This is a genomic window from Bacillus sp. 17RED48 (genome assembly GCF_019837545.1).
Taxonomy (GTDB): Bacteria; Bacillota; Bacilli; order Bacillales; family Bacillaceae_G; genus Bacillus_A; species Bacillus_A wiedmannii.
The window spans coordinates 249,536-271,953 of sequence record NZ_JADAXG010000005.1 but is presented as its reverse complement, the minus strand read 5'-3'; the positions used below and the strand labels follow the sequence as shown (position 1 = coordinate 271,953).

Sequence of the window (22,418 nt, the reverse complement as noted above, 5' to 3'; positions counted from 1 at the left end):
TTTACACCCTCTTCTTTGTTAATTTAAGTAATACTTTGCTCAAGCTTTCTTCCGTAAGATTCTCTGCATCAGCAAAATCTGATACCGTAAAAGCAGACTCTGTTGTTGGTTTATTTATAAGTTGGTGAAGATGCCTCAACATACCATCTGCTATCACTTGAATTTTTAATTTAGAAAACTGTTCTCTACTATACATCCAAATAAAATGTAACTTTTCATCTTTCACCATTCCGATAACATCAATTAGATGAGATGGCTTGGAATCTGGAGCATGATCTAAAAATGTAAACCCTGCCTCTTGCATAAACAAAGATTCCTTTGAAAACACCTGATCAAATTGACCCAAATAGTTAAAGCTTATTGAAGGCTTTTGCTCATAAAACGGAAGTATTTCTTTATTCAAGTAACGTAAAATACCATAGTCTACTCCGTGATTCGGAATTCGACGCGATTGTTCTTTGACAGCCTTTAAGCCTTCAATTGGTGTTTTAGTTCCTTGAAAATTCAGATGAACAGGATAAATACTCGTGAACCAACCCACTGTCCGTGATAAATCGATACCTTCAATCATCTCTTCTCTCCCGTGTCCTTCTAGATGAATAGAAACCGTTTGCTGATTTGTAAAATCGACGATAGCTTGTCCTAATGCCGCCAATAGTACCTCATTAATCCTTGTCTTATGAGTGACTGGAACTTCGTGTAACAATGCTTGTGTTTCTTCTACTCCTAAAGTCCTCGTCACTTGATCAATCGATTCTTCTGTTGTTTCTTGTATTGGATAGTCCATTGGAATTGTCATCGTTTCTTTTTCTACTTGTTCATTCCAATAATCCTGTACTTCTTTTGAAATACCCGAATCACTGTATATCTGGAGTCGTTCAGACCATTCTTTAAAAGATGTACTTTTCGCAGGTAAGCGAATTCCTTGACCTTGTTTCATCTGGTTATATACCACCTGTAAATCTTCCAATAGAATTCTCCATGATACTCCATCTACTACTAAATGATGAATCACCCAGAATATTCGATCATTTCCAGTCAAGTTATCCTCAAAGTAAACTACTCTCATTAACGGACCAGTAACTAAATTGAAACTAGCTTGATTAATGTCCATCTCTTCTTGTATTATTTTATTCCACTCTTTTTCATTAACTTTATTCCGTTTTACAACATGGAGTACTGACAGCTCATCAGTCCCTTCATTTCTCTGCCTCCATGTTCCGTTTGGTAACTGCTCGTACCGGAAACGTAAAGCATCATGATGTTTGAGTAAATTTAATATTGCTCCCTCTAGTAACTTCACATCCAATCTTTCTTTTACTCTTAAAAGCATTGATTGATTCCAATGCTCTGGATGTGGATGTTCTTGCTCGAAGAACCAGTACTGAATTGGAGTAAGAGGCACATCTCCTGTCACAATCCCCTGCTCCGCTTGTACTCCCTGCGTTTCTATAGCCACTTCTGCCAGCTCGGCAATAGTTGGGCATTCAAACATTTGCTTTGGAGTAAGTTTTAACCCTAATTGACTTGCTTGAGATATGATTTGAATACTGAGAATCGAGTCGCCACCAATTTCAAAGAAATTATCATAGATTCCCACCTTTTTAATACCTAATACTTGCTTCCAAATGGTAGCCAGTATCTGTTCATTACTATTCCGAGGGCCAACACATTCACTATTAATCTGCTTTTCCTCTGGCATAGGTAATGCCTCACGATCAACTTTGCCGTTAGCTGTAAGTGGAATGGCTTCCATCGTCACATATCCCGAAGGTACCATATAGCTCGGTAGTTTCGCTTTAAGATACTCTCTCCACGCACCTACATTTCCATCTCCTACAACATAAGCTACTAATCGTTTATCACCCGGTTGATCTTCTCTTACAATTACAACTGCCTCTTTTATAGATGCATATGCATTTAAAGTAGACTCAATCTCCCCAATCTCAATTCGGAAACCACGTATTTTAACCTGATGATCAATTCTTCCACGATAATCCAGATTCCCATCTGGCAAATACCTCGCTAAGTCTCCTGTCCGGTATAATCTTGCTTTCGGATCACTACTAAATGGATGAGATATAAAGCGCTCTGCTGTTAATTCAGGTCTATTTAAATACCCACGTGCAAGCCCTGCCCCGCCAATATAAAGCTCACCATCTACACCTATAGGAACAGGTTGTTGATAAGCATCTAATATATACACTTCTAAATCTGGAATCCGTTTTCCGATATTACTTCTCGAAGCATGATGTACATCATCTAGAGTAATTGGATAATATGTAACATGAACTGTAGTTTCTGTAATTCCATACATGTTAATTAGCTGTGGTTCTTTATCCCCATATCTTTGAAACCACGGTAACAAGCTGATGGGTTCTAACGCTTCTCCGCCAAATATCACATAACGCAGCTGCAAGTTTTTATTCTTATCTTCGTGTTCACACACTCGTATTAATTGTCGAAATGCGGAAGGTGTCTGATTTAGAACTGTGACTTCTTCCTCCACCAATAATTGATAAAAATCTTTTGGCGATCGACTAATCCAGTACGGAACAACAACTAATTTTCCACCATATAATAATGCTCCCCAAATTTCCCATACTGAGAAATCAAATGCATAAGAATGAAAAAGCGTCCAAGTATCTTTTTCATTAAACTGATACCAACAATCCGTCGATTTAAATAACCGAATGACATTGTGATGCTCTATCATAACGCCCTTTGGATTCCCTGTTGATCCCGAAGTATAGATTACGTAAGCTAGATTTTGGGAATTCACATCAGAAACCGGCAAGGTCTTACTTTCTTTCCCAATCTCTTCTTGATCACGATTCAGGCAAATCGATTCAACATTTTCTGGTAACCATTTCAATTCTTTTAAACTTTCTTGCGTTACGAATATCTGAATGCTAGCATCCTCTAAAATATATTGAAGTCGCTGCTCAGGATATGTTGGATCAAGTGGAACATAAGCCCCACCAGCCTTCAAAATCCCTAAAATACCTACAATCATTTCGAGAGAACGTTCAACACACAGTCCAACTAAAGTATCAGGTCCTATTCCCTTTTTCTGCAGATAATGAGCTAACTGATTTGCACGTTCATTAAGTTGCCTATAAGTAACTTTTTCTTTTTCATACGTAACTGCAATAGCGTTTGGATAAATCATTGCTTGTCGTTCGAACAATTCATGAAGAGTTTCCCGAGGTGGGAAATCCAGCTTAGGATTGTTGAACTCAACTAAACTTTTTCTTTTATCTTCATCAGAAATAATTTCGATTTCAGCTACCTTCTGCTTTGGGTTTTCAAAAGTGTTTTCCATTATCGCTAACATAACGTTAAAAAAGCGTTTTATCTCTTCCTTAGAAAATAGCTCCTCACGATAATCAATATGTACATGCAAAGAGTCTATATCAATTAGATTTTCAATATGCACTGCAAAATCTTGTACTTCTTCACGGTTTGCAATCCATAGTGAGTCACCACTTTCATCACGATCCCTATAATCAATCGTAGTTCCGAAAAGTCTCACATTGCTGTTATTCTCTTTATTAATCTGCTTTAATAATAAATCAAATGGATATTTCTGATGTCTTAATGATTTACTTTGTTTTCTGGACACCCTACCAATAAATGAAAGCACTTCTTCTTCTGGATCAATATTCATTCTTAAAGGAACTGTACTCACCATCATTCCAATCAATTTTCGTTCCATTTTAGTCATACGGTTGCCGTAAGCCATTCCTAATGCAATATCAAACGATGAAGTCCACCGATACATGGACAACGAGAAAGCAGCGACAAAAAGAGTATATAAACTAAATTTGTAATTTTCGGAAAATAATCCTATTTTTCTCTTCAAATGCTCCGATAATATAAACGTTTCGCGTGATGCTTTGGTACTAACTTGGTACGTATTATAGGTCTTCAATCCGGTCACAGATGGAAGTGTTTTAAATTCCTCTAACCAGAATTTTTGATCTTTTTGAAAGCGACTACTATTCAAGTATGTTTGTTCATTAGCCAGAAATTGAATATATGAATTTTTAATTTCGCCTTCCTCAGTCTCGTTATGCATTTCATAATAATATTTTGCAATCTGCTCAGTAAATATTTGAATTGATAAACCATCCATGATAATATGATGAACATTTCCAAAGACTGCACATTCATTATCGTTTAATTTTATTAAGGCGAAATAGTATAAATTCGAATTAAATAATGTAAACGTTTCTTTTGTTTTCTGCTCAATCCATTCCTCAAGTAAATCTGAATTCTCCACATTACTGAAATCGAAAAACTCAAATTCTTGTTCTTCATGTTTAATAAAATATTGTTTAGGTTCCTGATGCCCATTTTCTTTTAATCTAATGCACAGACCGTCATTTTCACTGATAACACGATTCACAACTTGGTTTAATTTTGAATAATTCATTTTTCGATGAAGTTTAAATAAAAATCTTAAATTACATATCCCTTTATCAGAATGAATAACTTCTGTATACCATATTCTTCGCTGCGGGTGACTTAATGGATAACTTTCCTCATTGGTCATAAAAAATCTTCCCTTCAAAAATTATTTGCTCTTATAGGTTCGTGTTTATGTTTAGCCCATAAATATTTCTGCAGTGAAACTCCAATTACTCCAATGACAACAAGCCCAATCCCGCCATAAACATAGAGTTGAGTTACTCCAAACAAATGCACTAATGGGCCACTCATAGCAGGAGAAATAATTAGAACTGCGTTTGTTAAACTGCTTTGAATACCAAATACTCTTCCTACTTGATCTTGATCAGATTCTATTTGTAAAATGACTTGATTAGATACAAGCATCAGCCCACTTCCAATACCAGCGATAAAACTAATCAGATAGGCCAAAACGAAGACCGTACCGGGCGTTATCAAACCAATCCCTCCAAAACCAATTCCCATTAAAACCATGCCTCCACATACTACCCAACCATATTGAAATTGTTTTAATTTCTGAGTTAGTAATGCACCAAGTATTCCGCCAAGACCAATAATAGAAATGATATATCCCATTTTACTTTTATCATGTGGGAATAAGCTCTTAAATAAAGTCGGGAATTGTGAGTCTACTAATTGTAATACTGCCATGGCTATTGTAACGAAAATCATAGTTGATAATATTATCCGATTAGATAACACATAGCCCCACCCTTGTACCCAAGCAGCCCAAGTGCTTTGCTTTTGCTTTTCAACAAGTTCTTTTGATATAGTTTCTTTGAATTTTATTGTGGGTATCAGAACTAAAGTAGCTAATAAACAACTTATAGCTCTTATAATTAGGCAGAACTCTGGCTGAAACCAGCTCAGCAACATGCCCCCTATAAGTGGGCCTACTATCTTGGTACCCTGCTCTACTATTCCGTTGATACTTACTGCTTTAGTAAGCAAATCTGGGGATACAATTTGTCTTGTTAGTGTTTGTTGTGCAGGATAATAGAAAACAATAAAAATGGAACGAATCATTAATGCCACTAAGAGCCAGTGGATATTTTGTACAAATAAAAGAGCAATTGTTATTAAACCAACCATCAAATTACAGAACATCATAATTGGAATTTTTCGAAAACGATCCGCAATAACACCTGCCCATGAGCCAAAAATAATTCCAGGAAGTGCATATGCAACAGGGATCAATCCAATCATAGTAGGATCTACTTCCCATTCAAACCCAACTATAGTCATAATCGCTAACATATCAATAAAAACACCAAGCATAAGCAATGAATAGGCAGAAAAAACTTGTAAATAAACCCTATTTCCTAATAGGCCTTGTGAATCGGTAGTTTTCATAAAATGTGCTCCTTAAATTTACTAAAACGGATGTTTTCGTGTACACAATACCTCTTTTTTGCATATAATTTATAACTCTACATATATCCATCCGAAATTTAATAGTATTCAAACTTCAATAACTATAAAATTCAATATCTTTGGTATAATTTATGCATTCAAATATATTTATTTTCAGTTTTTATACATTCACTTCTGACTCTAAATAATCTTTTTCACCTATAAACGTGGACAAATTAAATGATTTCTAGTTATATCGTCATTACAACCACAGTAAAAAAAGATAATATTTCATTAATTTATCTGAAAAACTTTCTTTGATTTTCATATTCTACAAGCTAAAACTCTACTCAATGAAAATAATCCATTAATAGCTATCTAACCCTAAAATTAACAATAGTTAAACCATCCAAATTACACCCTCTTTTCAGAATTGTCTTTTTTTTCTATTTAAAATACTATCACACAAATTTTCTAGCTACTATCTTCATAAAGTTGAAATAATCAAATTGGAAAATTCAGATAAAAACAAGGTAAATTTGCAATTATCTTACTCAATATTATTTTCACAAAAGCTATTGAGTTCTAACAAATGGTAAATTCCTCTTTTTCCACATGTATGTTAATCATAGAAATTGCTTCTTTTCCTTAAAAAACTCTCGTTACTGGTTTATTTTTCATAAATAGGTCATACCTATTTCTCCTTCCATGCCTCTTTAAATTTTTTATCATACGCAATGAAAATCTCCCCCTCCTCATTTATTGTTAATGTGTTAAAAACTGCTCTTTGATACTAAGTGTTTTTCTGTCACATACGGTAGTGTCAAAATGTCATGATTTTTATGACATAGCTATTAATCCAGCAGGATCCCACTCAAATTTTATTATTCTTTATAAATATGACAGAAGTTCACTATCGACTATGACTCGCCGCTTGCTACACTCTGTTCATACGCTAACGGGCCGCTAACTCGTTGTGCTTATAAAAATGTGGCTAAAAAACTTACAAAGATAATTCCAAATGATTATACAAACGCATATCGACCTTTTATATTTGATTCCCCGTTATTAAAATGGTTAGAAAGTAAACAAGTGAATGCGATACTATCTATTCTTAGTGTACTAGTAGGAGTTGTATTATTTATATTTACAATTATTTTCTTATAATTCCATTCATTTACAGGTTTAGTTAGAAGAAGTTATTTGCGTCAAATAATTCATTCTATACATTAAAGTGGAAAATGAGAGAAATGCTAATGGTATTCCGTATATATACCTCTTACTTAAAGTCACTTTTTTAGTGAGCTAATTAAATTCTTTGTTTTACTAATGGAGTAGCACCACATCTTTATCAAGCTAAGGTTTTATGCTGCCCCCTAATCAATAATTTTTTACATTTTTACTCTGGGGATGTCAATTTTACTATTTTTGGGGTATTTATTTTTACTAGCTTGATGGACATGTGGGCAAAGCTCTCTTTTAAAAAAACTGTAGGAATCAAAAAGAACCGGGCTATTTATGCCCAGTTCTTTTTGATTTTGATTTCTCAATTTAATTATCTTATTTTACATCCTCTTTAGAGGTTGCTGGTACTGCATCTTTAGGTGCATTAAAGTCTTGTGAGAAAGAAGTTGTTCCATCTGCACTCATTGAAATTGAATTACCTTCATTTGACTTTAGGTTATCCATTCTTGCATCTTCTTTTACATCACCTTTAGGAGTTGCTGGTACTGCGTTTTTTGAAATTTCACTTCCATCAATTTCTTTATACGTTATATTTCCATCTTTATCTGCAACAGTAACTTTTATTTTTTCATCCGTTTTTACATCTTCTGTACCTACTACACCACCCGCAAATAATCCTGTACTTAAAAGTGTTGCTGCTAATAATGTTTTTTTCATTACCTCCTTGTTTTGTTTGAGTATGCATTTAGCATAAAACAAGAATCTATAGTTGATATGGACTGTATCTGGAGATTATGTAGAGAAAAATAAGTGGTTTCTCGGTGCTTAGGCAAGGACATATTATTAAAATCTTTTTTAAGTTAAGACCATAATGGGGATTCCACCACATCGTTATCAACTTAAGAAATTAAATGTACCTCGAATCTCCCTATACGTCGCTCAAAAAGGCAGATGTAGTGTAACTGGGGAGAAACTTCTACCCTGTGGGACATCCATTGTTGTCACAAGCAATTATGGAATGAAACAAAGGACAATAGCTACAAAAACCTTACAATTGTTAAATCGAGTATTTACAGACTAATTCAGGCAACCAAAGTTGAAATCATTAACCAACTACTCTTTGAGCTACAACTTAACGAGGAACAGTTAAACAAACTCAACAAATTGCGAAAACTAGTTAAAAACGAGGAAATCTGTATGAAATCACAAACTGAAGTGGAAACAAATAACAAAAAACTAGTGTTGTTTACTTAGAACTTATCATTATTGGGTGAGAAGAAAACTACAATATAGATGAAGCGCGGTATGCTATGAAAGTGGCACGTACTGTGCGGATCGGGGGAAAAGTTAGAAATAATCTCAAAGACTTACCTATCGACAATCATGCAGTTATGCAAGAGCAAAATTACTGGAAAGGTCAAAAACAGAAGTTTCGAAAAGAATATAAAAAGTTATTTATTTCATTAGAACCACATTTTTTTGAAAGACTGGAAGAGTTCGCATTGTATAACGAAAATCTAAATCAAACCGCATCGGAGTTAGTAATAGAGGGCTTAGACTATATCTATAAAGAGGGTATACCTGTAATGTAATCTCATGCTTTTCAGCATTTTGTAAAAATTGAAATATCACCATTTCAACAAAAACTCTTACAACAATTAGCGCTCAAACGAGGATGTTCAACAAGAAAAATGGCATATCCAGTATTAAAATTCATGTTACAGACAAAGTAAAAGAATCCAACGTTTAACGAAGGATTCTTTTACCTGGTGTTCGTTGACAAATAGCTTCACCAAAGGAATTGAGTCTAGCCACTCAATTCCTTTTTTATGTTATAAAAAAGTGTGTAATTTGTCAAAAAGCATTTGCTATAGAATAACAAATGCTTTTTGTTGAACTTGAATTGATCACTTTCAGAAAGTATTTATATTGTTTGCCTTTTTCTCTTGAAAAATTATACCCTCAATCACTAATTTTACCATAAAATATAGAAAATGTAGCGTTTTAATATAGAAAAACTTATTGGTTTTATATGGATTTTTTCTTTATAATAATGAAAGGTAGTTCCCGATTATAGATAGGCTCGCATGCTTTTCTTGTATGAGAGCCTATCTATATAAAAAGATTGGATATTTATGAGTTTTGCAACACCCTCAGTAGTAATATCGTAAAAAATTATTGTAAAATATTTTTAGAGTAGATTAATTTATGTAGCAACACTTAATGATCAATGGAGGTATTAAATGAGAGATTTTTTTGAGGATAAATACTTAGATATAGAGCTACAAAGAGAACTGGTAAGTTTAATAAGTGAAATTAGTGAATACAAAGGAAAAATATCCGCTTATCAAGACAGAAACCCTGATATATTCAATAATTTGGAGAAAACTATCCCCCTTCATTACATAAAAAACTTTAATACTGTTTTTATGGATGTAAACGTTCCGAATAAAAGGTTAAAAGAACTGATTTTGAACGAAATGTTACCCAAAACAATAGAAGAAGATGCCGTATATTGTTATTATCAAGCAATGTCTCTTGTGCAAAAAAAGTTCCATAATCTACCCGTTAACTCAGAGACAATACAAGAATTACATTTTCAATTAATCCATTATATTACTTCTGACTGTGCAATGTGGCGTAAAAAACAATTTATTGTCCCAGGTGTTCCTGAATATGGGATGCATTCCAGTAGCTATCGTCCAGTAGCTCGGGAACTTATCCCCCAATCTGTAAAACAATTATGTGAGCAATATAATACATTAGTGAAGAATAAGGATTTTCATTCACTTATATTAATAGCTCAATTTATATTGAATTTTTATTGTATTCTCCCTTTTGACCAGGGAAATCGAAGACTCGCATTCATATTGATACAATTACTATTAATGAAGACTGAACATACATTTATAAAGTATGTATGTTTAGATAAATATATAAAGAAACATGAATCAAAATACTATGATTCAATCTTTAAATCTTCAGTTAATTGGTACTGTCGTGGGCACAATATCAGTTTTTGGATAAAAATATTCTTAACAATTATATTAGAAGCATATCAGGATTTGCATCTAACAGTTCAGGATTCTATATGTAGGGATACTAAAATTGAGCGAATTAAAAATTATATAATTAGGCAAAAAAAACCTTTTACTAAAGAAAATATTCGTGACGTTTATCCAGATATTGCCGAAAGTACAATCAGTAAAGCATTAGCTTCCTTCCAGTCTCTTGGTCTTATAAAGCTAGCTTCACGAGGAAGAAATGCTCAATGGACACGGGTTTAATTCCTTTTTTTACGATTATCAAAAATTTATCGGCCAAAGAAAAATGTAATTCATTTATGACCATATAGGTCAAAGGAGGCTTAAATCCTGAGTAATAGATCACTTTCAGAAAAGAAAATGAGAAAAATCACAGATAGGATATTTGAAAGGTAATACAATTCAAGAAAGATAATTTTGTGATAGCCGTTGGCTATTACTTTTGTTTTTTTAGTTATCGAGGTGTATCTGAGGTCCTCAAAGAATCTGAAGATTTCATATTCATCCAAAAACGATTATACGTTGGGTCCATGAATATGGTAATTTGATCTATCAAATCTGGAAGAAGAAAAATAGAAAGGTTCAATCATTCTAGAAATTAGATGCGATTTATATAAAAGTGAAAGGAAAATGTTGTTATTTATATCGTAAAATCTTTAATAATGGATGTACATTGGATATTCAACTTCAAAAAACTAGAGATCATCAGACAGCCTATGCCTTTATGAAAAGATTGGTGAAGGCTTTTGGAGAGTCAACGGTTCTCAAAACAGACAAGGCCCCAGCACTACTTTGCGCATTTAACAAATTAAAAGTACAAGGTTTTTATAAACAACTCATTGTACAGTCAAACATTTGAACAATCTCGCCGAACAAGACTATAGACATGTAAAAAGACGTTGAAACCGTTCATACTCTATATACACGAAAACGAAGTTTGCAACAACCAAACTTCGTTTTTTTCGACGTATAATGAACTATATCAATTACTAACGATTGTTTGAACTACTCACCACTTAACGTCCTTACGGACTTTTTGAAGTGGGAGATTCCTGCGAACACCGATGTATCCACCGGTTATCTTAGCAGGCTCTACCCGTAGTCCCTACGGTGAGAACATAAGTATCTTGTACGTTAACGCACCACACTCCCTACTTTAGCTTGGTTTTCGCAACTTCGGCAAGCATGGGGCGATAGAACGTTGAAGATTTTACGGTTGCAACGTTTTTCTGCAATCAACCTCATATCTTCAGTTTTCGAAGAGCAATCTGTACAAGTAAATGATAGCAAACATGTTGGCTTATGCCAACCGACATTCATCTCCCACCTAAAATTGGTGTTTCACACCTTCACATTTTTGAGGAAGGAGTCTTCTGTCGGAAAACGATAAAAAAGAAGAATCCAATTTAGGTTCTTCTTCCATACAAAAGCAGACCATTTACTGAATATTGACTATTTTATCCCCCATCTTTCGTTTCCTGGATTGCTTCAATTACATTGTATGGTTCTGGTGCAAAAATTTTAATAGATGTGTAAGTAATCTCTAAAACTTCAACATACTGACACTATTACTCAAAAAAAGATATTTGATTGGTCTGGAAAAGAAACGCGCATTCAAATATATGCATTATCAGCTGATAATATTTTGTTAACGATACAATCCCAATTCTCACAATTTGGTAAAGATGATGAAGAAACGGTTTTATCCATTTCTAATGCAACAATTCCATTAGGATTATATACGCCTTATTCTCTATTATTTTTGTTGTTTATTTACAAATTGATAAAAATTTCTGCGTATTGTTTTTTTAGCTTCTTAAATTATTTTCATTCTCGATATCAATATTAGATAGTATCAAATTGGTATCATCTTTTGACAATTTTATTTTACTTTTAGACCTCACCATACCATTTCGGGAAAATTGTACGCTAAGGATTACAAACCTTTATCATTACAGTGTTTTTTTTAGATGAGTATATGTTCATAAAGATAAAATACTAAGTTTAATTGAACACTGATTTATATACATACTTTATGAACACGATTATAGCTAAAAAACGTTGATATTATTGAGTTTTATCGCCTGTCCATAAACATGGATTTTCTGGACAGATATCTCTTAATGTACAGAAAACGCTTAAAATGTGTCCAAGTGTACAATTTTCCCAATATGGCATGGGGTACAAGCTTAGATACGAGTAAAAATCGGTCAAAGGTTAAATTTTATTCCCCAACATAATTTAAGAGTATTTATTTTTACATTTTGGAAAGATAAGCACATTCAAAATCATTATAGAATTTATGACAATTAACGATGGATTTCTTAATTCATATATATCTTTTTATTATAAATATGACATTACCAAAAAAAAAATATATATTTCAAATGGCATATATATAACAAAACATAAAAAAACTAGTCACTATTATCTTATAGTGGGTGATTAATCATAAAATTGCGTATTTTCTGACGTTTATATATTCTAATAGGGGGTATCTTTTTCCATCCCCCGATAAAGGAGAATAAGAAAGAATCTAGTCAATATCTATTGCTATTTCCTTTATAAAAATAGTAATTGTAACAGACTTAATCTAGAATCTCTCTTTAAAAAATAAGAAAAGGAGGAGTTCAAGTGAAAAAAACTTTAGTTACAGGATTAATGGTTACAGCAATATTAGCAAGTCCTTCCAACTATGTAAGTGTTTACGCGGAGAAGGTGCAGTCTAAATCAGAGTCAACATATGTACAAAATGTCAAAAATGCGAATACATTATCACATTCGATTAGAACGTTAGGTTCACAATCACCTTTAGCACAAGCATATGGATTAATTATTTTACAGCAACCAACCATTAAAGGGACTGGTATGAGCAGTTTAACGAATCACCAAGAATTTGTAAAAAATCATGTTCGCGAATGGTTAGATGAATATAATCCTAAGTTAGTTGATTTAAATCAAGATATGCAGCGTTTTAGTACAAGATTCAATGGTTATTATGGTACATTATATGATTTAGCGGGAACGGTAAATACAGATGCGGAAACAAAAGTGAGTTTTGTAAATGCTTTTAATAGACTACAACAGGACGTACAAACTATCCAAGATAGTATGAACCAAACCTTATTGCAGCTAAATCGTTTTAATGATTTATTGCTTCAAGATAACAAAGGGTTTTCTGAAAAAGCAAAAATAGCAATTCAATCCTTAGAGGGGTCAGATGGAACTGTTACACAGCTAAGAGCTGATATTAAAAGACTTCAAGAAGAGATACTGGTAGAACTCGCAAAAATTTTAAATAGACCAAATGAAATTCGTAACGGCGTTATAAATATTGGGAAGCAAGTCTTTACGATTGCGGGCGGAGCAGCTCAGACTCAAACTATAGATTTTATCTCTATTTCATCTCTTGGTGGTGGAATTTTAGATCTTTTCGACAGCCAAACAGCTGCTTCTGCTAGGATTATTGAGCAGAAACAAAAAGAATTACTACCACTAATTCAGCAGTTAGCAGAAACCCAAATTCAAGTGACTGAAATGACTTTTATTGAGGATCAAATGAATGGGTTTACTGAGATGATTAAGAGGCAAATTACTACTTTTGAATATTTGATGAATGATTGGAAAGCGCTAAATGATACAATGATCCAAATCCAACTCAATCTGAGTGCAGGGGCACACATGGATAGTCTTGGATTGCAAAATCAATTAATTCAGCTCAAAGAATTCAGTGATGAACTGTATTTGCAAACAAAAAAGTTTGAAAATTTCATTTCAAATGTAACAATAAATTAAGTTTAAGCAAAGAGTGAAATATGATTATACTGAAAGTTAAAGGAGAAGAAAAAAATGACAAAAAAGCCTTATAAAGTAATGGCTTTATCCGCATTAATAACGGTAATGGCAGCAGGTAGTATCATGCCAACATATGCTTCTGCAGCGGAAAGCACGGCAAAATCAACTCCTATTCACGCTAAAACAGGTACAACGGGCGATTACCCGGATTATTCATTAGGACCAGAGGGTCTTAAAGAGGCAATAACAAATACAGGGTCAAATGCTTTAGTAATGGACCTTTATGCTTTAACAATCATTAAACAAGCAAATGCTGATTTCAATGGGCTCAATTCAATTGATACATCTTTACGAACGAAAATAATTAATGATCAAAATATTGCCAGAATAAATGCAGGGCAATGGTTAGATAAACTTAAACCGCAAATGATTTCAACGAATCAAAATATTATTAATTATAATACTAAATTTCAAAATTACTATGATACGTTAATAACAGCTGTAAACAATAAGGACAAGGAAACATTATCAAATGGACTTACAAGGCTAAATAATGATGTTGTAGCAAATAAGGCGGAAGTGGACGAATTATTAGGAGAACTGCGAGAATTCCGAAAGAAAATGGCAACAGATACGCAAAACTTTAAACAAGATGCAACTCAAATAACGTCTATTTTAGCAAGTCAAGATGCTGGAATTCCGCTGTTGCAAAATCAACTCACAACGTATCATGCTACAATTGCTGAATATAATAAACTGCTTATTGCCTCAGCAGTTGCAACGGCTTTAGGCCCACTTGCTATTATAGGCGGAGCAGTTCTAATTGGTACTGGTTTAGGAGCTAAACTAGGAGTGGTGTTCATTGTAGGTGGTTTAGGAGCAACAGCAGGTGGTATAGCGGGAATTGTTATAGCAAAGCAAGAGATGGATAAGGCTCAGGAAGAGATTAAGAATATAACAGGACAAATAACCCAGGCTCAATTAGAAGTAGCTGGTTTAACCAATCTAAAAGAGCAAACTGAATCCTTAACAGAGACTATTGATATAGCAATTACTGCACTACAAAATCTTTCAACCAAATGGGATGTAGTTGGATCAAAATATAAATCTTTACTTAAAAATATTGCAGTTATGGACCCTAACGATCTATTTTTCATAAAAGAGGATCTCGATGTGGCTAAAGATAGTTGGAAAGAAGTTAGAGATACTGCTGCAAATCTTTATGAAACCGATATTAAATTAGTAGATACAAAATAATCAATTGATTTTATGTGATAAGGGTTTCCTGTTCAAACTTGAGCAGGGAACTTCCTCACTGCTCACTAAAAGATACGAATTCTTAAAAAGCGTAGGTGGGATAATATGAATAAGAAATTGTACAAGAAATTCCTATTATCAATGATGATTGCTGGAATGGTAACAAGTAATATAGTACCACTTCATACTTTCGCGGCAGAACAAAAAGTCCATACAACTATATCGCAAGAAACCATTCATAATTATTCACTTGGTCCTGAGGGCTTTCAAGATGTACTAGCACCAGCAATGTCTAATGTACTTGTTATGGATTCATATGCCAAAACAATACGCAATCAACAAGAGACAGACCTTAGTGGTATAAGTTCTCTTAATAGTTATTTACGAGCAAACATGTTGAAGCACCAGGACGATGCAAAAAAAAACGCGACCTATTGGTTAGATAATCTTAAACCACGTATTATGAATACGAATCAAAACATTGTAAATTATAATGATACATTTCAAACACACTATAGTATTTTACTAGATGCAATAGATCAAAAAGATACTGAAAAATTGAAAACTGAGCTCGAAAAATTGTATCAAAGTATATTGACTAATAAAAGTGAAGTTAACGAGCTATTGGAACAGCTGAAAACATTCCGAAATAAAATGACAGCAGATACGCAAAACTTTAAACAAGATACAAATCAATTAACGACTATTTTAGCTAGTACAACTGCAGGTATTCCGTATTTAGAACAGCGAATTAATGGGTATAATGAGTCTATCAAAAAAAGCAATGATCAAATTATTGCAGGTTCAGTACTTTGCGCGACGTTAATAACGTGTATCATTGGTGGACCGCTGATCGCAACAGCAAAAAGTAATATTGCATCTGCTGAGCGAGAAATAGAAATTTTAAAAGCACAAATTTCTGGGGCACAAGCAGAAATAGCTATTATAACTGATGCAAAAAATAAGACTACGAATATGGCGGAAACAATTGACACAGCTATTACTTCTATACAGAAAATGTCTAATAGTTGGGATACTGTAGCAGCAAAATATAATAATTTAGTAAAAAATATCACATTCATTACCCCAGAAGAATTTGCTTTTATAAAAGCAGATCTTAATACAGCAAAAGATAGCTGGCAAGATCTTAAGAATTATGCTGATAAATTATATGAATCGGTGAAAATTGCGGAGAAAGAAGAGCAGGATCTTATGGATCGACTTCGTCCGTCAAGTGTTCAATATTTCTACAAACCGATACACAATGCCTATACATTTGAAATAAAAACGGGAGCAAATGCACCAAATGCGTCCTATAAAGTTATGAATTTAACAAAACGGACTACTCATAATATGTGGAGCGGAGGACCAAATGCAAGCATGTGGATTGACCAGCTTCCATTAAACTTAAAAGACCAATATGCAGTAATAGCAACGGTCAATGGAATGGATTATGTCATATATAAAGAAGTAGGAGAAAACATTCCTGGAGCTAATTTGAATGGTACCTATCAACTATTTTCTGCGTTAAATAATAGTAGCGTTATAGATATGGATCGATCAACGAATAATGTTACCTTATGGAGCAATAACGGCGGTAATCATCAAAAATGGAAGTTAGTATATGATTCAAATAAAAAGGCCTATCAAATTAAAAGTGTAACAAATGGAAATTTAATATTAGCTTGGAATGACTATCAAGGTTCTAGCAATGTTTTTGCTACACCTAACCAATACTATGAAGAGCATTATTGGATAGTTGAAGATGCAGGAAATGGATATTTTTATTTAAAAAATAAGAAAAACTCTAGGTATTTAGATGTAACTGGTTCTGGTACTAGAGATGGAACAAATGTTATAGTATATCCATTTACAGCTAGTAATAATCAAAAATTTAAATTACAGAGACTAAATTAAATTATAAGATTCTGGTAGAAAAAAATTTCATCTTGAATTTCAATTGTTGTAAAATCGGGCATCTCTCCCGCTTCGGAAAGATGCCTCTTTTCTATTCTAACGAATGTTGGGGTACAGCCGCATGCCCATCAACTTAAGAATTTTTAAAAAAGGCGTTATTCTTTCTTAATAATATAAATGAGAAAGGGTGTCGTTTTTTAGGTTCTGTTGCAAAAATAGTGGGATATGAAAGAAGGGTAAAAGATTCCTAGCGGTATTGAACGTTATGCTGTTAAACCAAAAAGTTCATTGATAAGATATATCTGCCTTTGGACAGACTTCTCCCCTTGGAGAGTTTGTCCTTTTTTGACCATATTTGTGAAATTACCAATGTTTCAAGATCTGCTTTATATAGAATACTACAAGACAAAACATAATAAAAAATACCCGCCCAAATTGGAAATTTTCAGATGTGGCGGGTTATTCTTTGAATCGTTTCTGTACCCCAGTTTAACATTTTGTATGTTTTGTAAAACTATTTTTCTTTTGGAAGTACAATTCTTTTATACAATTGAACTGTAATCAAGTAGTAAATTAAGTAAATCACTACGAAAATGACAAGTGGCAACCAAATTCGGAAATACGGATCAATCAAAAGCGGACCGAACATGTTCATACCAACTAATATATGAGCAATACCCACAATTGCCGGTACTAAGAATATGAAGAATAACTCTTTATAAATCGATTGTGTTAATAACCCCCGGCGGACACCGATTTTACGAAGCATTTGATAACGTTTTCTGTCTTTCGATGCGCCAGATAGAATTTTAAACATTAGGCAACTTGCCATCATTGCTAAGAACGCAATTCCAACGAAGAAGCCCATAAACATGAATCCACTGGCCATACCATGACTCTGATTATACATTTGATACGTACTACCTAATTTTTCTGCTTTCACATTTTTATATTTCGCTACCTGTAGTTCATCAAGTTTTTTCCATTCTTTTAAATGCGCTCCAAAATCATCTGTTTTCCCAATAAACACAGTATTTTCTTTATCCTTCATACTATCGTATATGTTTGGGTCTATAATTTTTATTTCATGATCAGGATACATATAAGTTGGCTGGATTGTGAAGAAAGCTTCTTTCCATTGTTTTGTTTTCGTATCATCGTTATACAGTTTATACAGTTGTTTTGGCAATGTAAATGCATCCTTAGGAAATTCCTCTGAAACTTTCATCTTCTTCCTATTTTCACTATCTTGTGCTAAAGGACGATTTTTCTCTACATCTTCTTTTATATAATACACATACTGATCATCTACTTTGTAGCGATATTCAAACTTCTCTTGAAATAAGATGCCACTCAAAATTTTCTTTTCTTCCGCTGTTGGATTATGAACGACTGAATCGTAAACTTTTTCTTTATCAGTCGTCTTTAGAACGTTATTTTTAAATGCCATACCACACGCAATTCCACCAGCGCCAAGAGCCACTAGGATTGCTACCGTTGCAAGCACCCGTGTTAGGCTATTAATTCGGAAATTCAATTGTGCAAAAGTAAAAGCATTCAGCCCTTTTTCACGACATTTTTTATTACTCTTTATCTTGTTAAGCATAACTGGGAGAAGTGATCCAAATAACATGTAAGTACCGACTGTTGCTGTGATTAATCCAATACCCATGAATTTAGGTACGGTTAATAGCTCTTTTTCCTGTAAATGTGCTATATGGATCAGTGATGCATACCCAATACCTAGCAAAATCAGACCAAGGAATGCAACTACACCTGTCATTTTTCCTTTTACAGCGATACGCTCTGTTTTTGCATCTGCATGTACAAGTTGTAATACAGAAATACGAGATAATTTCATACTATTCATGATTGCTGATACTATAAATAGTGCAAAGAAAAAGAGGCAAGTAACAGTCATAGATGGAATATAAAATGCTTTATAATCTTCACCAGAGAATTCCAACTGCTTCATTAATAACTGACCAATACCTTCTGCAAGCCCTACACCAACTGCGATTCCGATTGCAAGAGATGCGGCACCTATTACGATTGTTTCGATAAACATAAGTGAGGTAACTTTATGCTTTTTTGCCCCTAACATCATGTACATACCAAATTCTTTTTGGCGAAGAGATAATAAGAAAGAATTTGCATATAAAATATAGAAAAACGTTACAATCGCTAATAAAAAGGAACCGATTTGGAATGCACTTGCAACCGTATCAGCATGTGGATTGGATTCAAGGAACGCTTTATTTAGTGATAACGTTTGAAACATTTAAAAAGTTGAAATAGAGACAATAAGACCAACAAGTAAAACAATGTAATCTTGCAACTTACTTTTTAGGCCTGACATAGAAAGCTTAAATAACATGATTGAACTTCCTTCCTTACGCTTTTTGTGTGCCTAAGTTTGCAAGCACGTCTAAAATTTCTTTATAGAATTCTTCACGGGTACCACCACGATGAATTTCTTTATATAACTCACCATCTTGAATGAATAAAATACGCTGACAGTAACTTGCGCTGTAAGGATCATGCGTAACCATCATAATTGATACACCTTGCACTTTGTTTAAGCTTGTCATGGCATCAAGTAAACTCGTTGCATTTTTAGAATCAAGAGCTCCTGTTGGCTCGTCCCCTAAAATAATTGCTGGTTCATGAACTAACGCGCGCGCTGCTGCTGAACGTTGCTTCTGTCCACCAGATACTTCAGATGGATACTTTTGAAGTATTGCTGAAATGCCTAACATATCAGCTACTTTTTCTACTTTCTGTCCAATATTTCGTGATGAAACACCTTGAAGGGAAAGTGGAAGAGCGATGTTTTCGTAAATAGATAAGTTCTCCAATAAGTTAAAGTCTTGGAAAATGAATCCTAACTTTTGTGAACGGAAATCAGAAAGTTCACCTTGTTTCATTTTCGTAATATCTGTTCCTGCAATTTCAACAACGCCGCCCGTTGCTTTATCTAACGTTGAAATTACATTTAATAATGTCGTTTTACCAGAACCAGATGGTCCCATAATTCCGACAAACTCACCCTCTTGAATTGAGAATGAAACACCTTTTAACGCGTGTGATTGGTTCTCACCTTTTTTACCGTACACTTTTTGGACGTTTTTCACGTCTACAACTGGTTTCGTCATATATATCCTCCTACGTTTGTTTTTTCATTTCTTTAAAATAAGTTGCTATTCATATTTGCTACTAACAAAATAGTCATGTTGCATCTACCTTTTCCATAAGGCTGTCACGATGTATCCAATTGAAAGCTGTAAAAAAAATTTTATTTTTAATTTCTCCACTCACCTCATTACTTTGAATACATACATGATAAACTATGAAAATTAGGAAACACCCTGTAAAATCCTTAAGAATTCTTAAGTTTTATAAAAAAAAGCTTATGGAACCTGTAATTCCATAAGCTAATCTATTTGATTGGATGTTCAACAATAAAGGATATCCAACCTTCTTTATATTCTGCATGTATATTACCATGATGAAGTTCAACAATTCTTTTTGAGATAGCAAGTCCCAGTCCATTTCCTTGATCATTTTTTCTTGCCTTATCACCCCTGAAAAATCTTTCGAAAAATTTATTAGGGTCGCTAACAGGCGGCTTCTCGACTTTATTTGATACTTTCAAAATTGCTTTGTTATCCATTAATTCAAGACATACGGATAATTCGGAAGGTTTCATGCTGTACTTTATCGCATTCATAAACAGATTTTCATATACACGTACCATTTTTTCTACATCCATGAAAATAGGTATTGTTTCTTCCGTTATTGATTTTTGAACACTTAAACTTTCCTTTTCAAATATAGGAATGTATTCTCCAACTATTTGCTCCAACAAACCTGATAAATCAACTTCATTAAGATTTAACTTAGCATCTATGCCTGATAAACGAGTATATTCAAACAGCTCATCAATTAAATATTTCAGTCTCTGTGACTTTGAATAAGTGGTTTCAAGGTATTCCTGTAATTGTGTTTTACTGTTGTATTGCCCTCTTTTTAATAAATCTATATAGCCAATAATAGATGTTAACGGTGTGCGTAAGTCATGAGATACATTGGTTATAAGTTCATTTTTTGTACGTTCTAATCGTCTTTCTTGTTCAAATGTATTTTCCAATTCCTTGGACATATAGTTGATATTTTGAGCAAGTTGGGTCAATTCGTCCTTCCCCTTAATCCCAATTGTCAAACCCAGTTTTCCATTTGCAATATCATTTACATTATCCGAAATGAGCTTCAAATATACTATTTTCTTTCGAACCAATATCAAAAAAATTATTATAAAGTTAAAGATTGCGAACGCGAATAAGAACAACAATGCCAAATTGAATTCAAACATACCAAATTCTTCGTGTTTTACAAAAAATGGATCTATGACGTATACCAAAATGAGGATTGTTAAACCAAATGAAATAAAAAAACTAACTGCAACAGCACCAAGAAGTTTTATAATGATCTTATTTCTGAAACTAACATTCTTCATATTTTATACCCAATTCCCCAAACAGTTTTAATATAAATGGGATGTTTAGAATCTTCTTCAATTTTGTCTCTTATTTTTGTAATATGCACCATGACGGTATTATCTGATTTATAAAAAAACTCTTTCCAAACTGATTCATATATTTTTGCTACACTCAAGACAATCCCTTTGTTACGGGCAAGTAGTTCGAGGATATCAAACTCTTTTGGAGTTAGCCTTGTTTCCTTTCCCCTTACCCATACTTGACGTGTATCTGTATTCACGGTTAAATCACCAATTTCTAGGATGCTTTTATTATGATCTATTGACGTATTGTATTTTTTAAACCTTCTTAATTGCGATTTTACCCTAGCGATTAATTCCAATGGGTTAAACGGTTTTGATAAATAATCGTCTGCACCAGAGGCTAGACCCTGAATTTTGTCTATATCCTCAGATTTTGCAGATAGCATGATGATAGGTATATTGCGGTCTTCCCTAATCTTCATACACGCTTCAATACCATCTATATTTGGCATCATAATATCTAAAATAATCAAATCAAACTCCTTTTCTGCTAACAGTTTTAAAGCTTCCATAGCATCTTCTGCCTTTTGAGTTTTCAGACCTTCATTTTCCAAATAAACAGAGATAAGATTTCTAATCTCTTTATCATCATCGACAATAAGAATTTTTGACTCCATATGATTCCTCCATATTTTGTCTCGTATTAAACAGCTAAAGACATAAGCAGGTGAGACATTTTTATCTTCTCTTTATTGTAAACTTGCAAACTGGAGAAAAGAAATAACATAATAGATATAAGTAATATCGTTCCCCTAATATATTGTTCAATATTTACTGCTGAACCATATATAATTAATAAGTTCCCTTTTTCT

10 protein-coding genes and 7 pseudogenes are annotated in these 22,418 nt (G+C 33.5%); 9 read left to right on the top strand and 8 right to left on the bottom strand.

All coding sequences use genetic code 11. The features are described 5' to 3' along the window. Window position 1 precedes the first annotated feature (1 nt). Complete coding sequence (locus ILT06_RS21260) at window positions 2–4,558, bottom strand: non-ribosomal peptide synthetase (protein WP_222655515.1); 4,557 nt, start codon at window positions 4,556–4,558, stop codon at window positions 2–4. A gap of 14 nt (window positions 4,559–4,572) precedes the next feature. Next, window positions 4,573–5,826 (bottom strand): MFS transporter, encoded by a 1,254-nt coding sequence (locus tag ILT06_RS21255; protein WP_088047353.1) that lies wholly within the window; start codon window positions 5,824–5,826, stop codon window positions 4,573–4,575. A gap of 990 nt (window positions 5,827–6,816) precedes the next feature. Here ILT06_RS21255 and ILT06_RS21250 point away from each other — a divergent pair. After that, complete coding sequence (locus ILT06_RS21250) at window positions 6,817–6,993, top strand: hypothetical protein (protein WP_261784538.1); 177 nt, start codon at window positions 6,817–6,819, stop codon at window positions 6,991–6,993. Window positions 6,994–7,389: 396 nt separating this feature from the next. On the opposite strand, the pseudogene ILT06_RS33145 reads toward ILT06_RS21250, so the two are convergent. Next, window positions 7,390–7,587, bottom strand: a pseudogene (locus ILT06_RS33145) (hypothetical protein); the annotation flags it as partial. A 334-nt stretch (window positions 7,588–7,921) separates the two neighbouring features. On the opposite strand from ILT06_RS33145, the pseudogene ILT06_RS32650 reads away from it, so the two are divergent. The 8 genes and pseudogenes from ILT06_RS32650 to ILT06_RS32935 form a co-directional block, all read left to right on the top strand. Further along, a pseudogene (locus ILT06_RS32650) lies at window positions 7,922–8,265 on the top strand (group II intron reverse transcriptase/maturase); the annotation flags it as partial. Window positions 8,266–8,402: 137 nt separating this feature from the next. Continuing rightward, a pseudogene (locus ILT06_RS21240) lies at window positions 8,403–8,744 on the top strand (hypothetical protein). A 510-nt stretch (window positions 8,745–9,254) separates the two neighbouring features. Next, a complete protein-coding gene (locus tag ILT06_RS21235; RefSeq protein ID WP_064474294.1) occupies window positions 9,255–10,298 on the top strand; it encodes a Fic family protein in 1,044 nt (347 codons plus the stop codon). A gap of 133 nt (window positions 10,299–10,431) precedes the next feature. After that, window positions 10,432–11,059 (top strand): annotated as a pseudogene (locus ILT06_RS21230) (IS6 family transposase). A gap of 1,630 nt (window positions 11,060–12,689) precedes the next feature. Continuing rightward, the gene (nheA, locus tag ILT06_RS21225; protein ID WP_222655514.1) at window positions 12,690–13,850 is read left to right on the top strand and encodes a non-hemolytic enterotoxin subunit A; all 1,161 of its coding nucleotides are present in this window, start codon (window positions 12,690–12,692) and stop codon (window positions 13,848–13,850) included. A gap of 54 nt (window positions 13,851–13,904) precedes the next feature. After that, a complete protein-coding gene (gene nheB, locus ILT06_RS21220; RefSeq protein WP_050845448.1) occupies window positions 13,905–15,107 on the top strand; it encodes a non-hemolytic enterotoxin subunit B in 1,203 nt (400 codons plus the stop codon). 105 nt (window positions 15,108–15,212) lie between these two features. Further along, a pseudogene (gene nheC, locus ILT06_RS32645) lies at window positions 15,213–16,289 on the top strand (non-hemolytic enterotoxin subunit C); the annotation flags it as partial. 30 nt (window positions 16,290–16,319) lie between these two features. Further along, window positions 16,320–17,024 (top strand): RICIN domain-containing protein, encoded by a 705-nt coding sequence (locus tag ILT06_RS32935; protein ID WP_308010603.1) that lies wholly within the window; start codon window positions 16,320–16,322, stop codon window positions 17,022–17,024. 263 nt (window positions 17,025–17,287) lie between these two features. On the opposite strand, the pseudogene ILT06_RS32635 reads toward ILT06_RS32935, so the two are convergent. The 5 genes and pseudogenes from ILT06_RS32635 to ILT06_RS21195 form a co-directional block, all read right to left on the bottom strand. Beyond that, window positions 17,288–17,377, bottom strand: a pseudogene (locus tag ILT06_RS32635) (IS6 family transposase); the annotation flags it as partial. Between the two features lie 161 nt (window positions 17,378–17,538). After that, window positions 17,539–19,401 (bottom strand): annotated as a pseudogene (locus ILT06_RS21210) (FtsX-like permease family protein). A 16-nt stretch (window positions 19,402–19,417) separates the two neighbouring features. Next, window positions 19,418–20,179 (bottom strand): ABC transporter ATP-binding protein, encoded by a 762-nt coding sequence (locus tag ILT06_RS21205; RefSeq protein WP_098103163.1) that lies wholly within the window; start codon window positions 20,177–20,179, stop codon window positions 19,418–19,420. Window positions 20,180–20,463: 284 nt separating this feature from the next. Further along, entirely contained in the window at window positions 20,464–21,540 is a 1,077-nt protein-coding gene (locus tag ILT06_RS21200) for a HAMP domain-containing sensor histidine kinase (protein ID WP_222655512.1), read from the bottom strand. Then, entirely contained in the window at window positions 21,537–22,223 is a 687-nt protein-coding gene (locus ILT06_RS21195; RefSeq protein WP_222655511.1) for a response regulator transcription factor, read from the bottom strand. The genes ILT06_RS21200 and ILT06_RS21195 overlap by 4 nt, the downstream gene beginning before the upstream one ends. Window positions 22,224–22,418 lie beyond the last annotated feature (195 nt).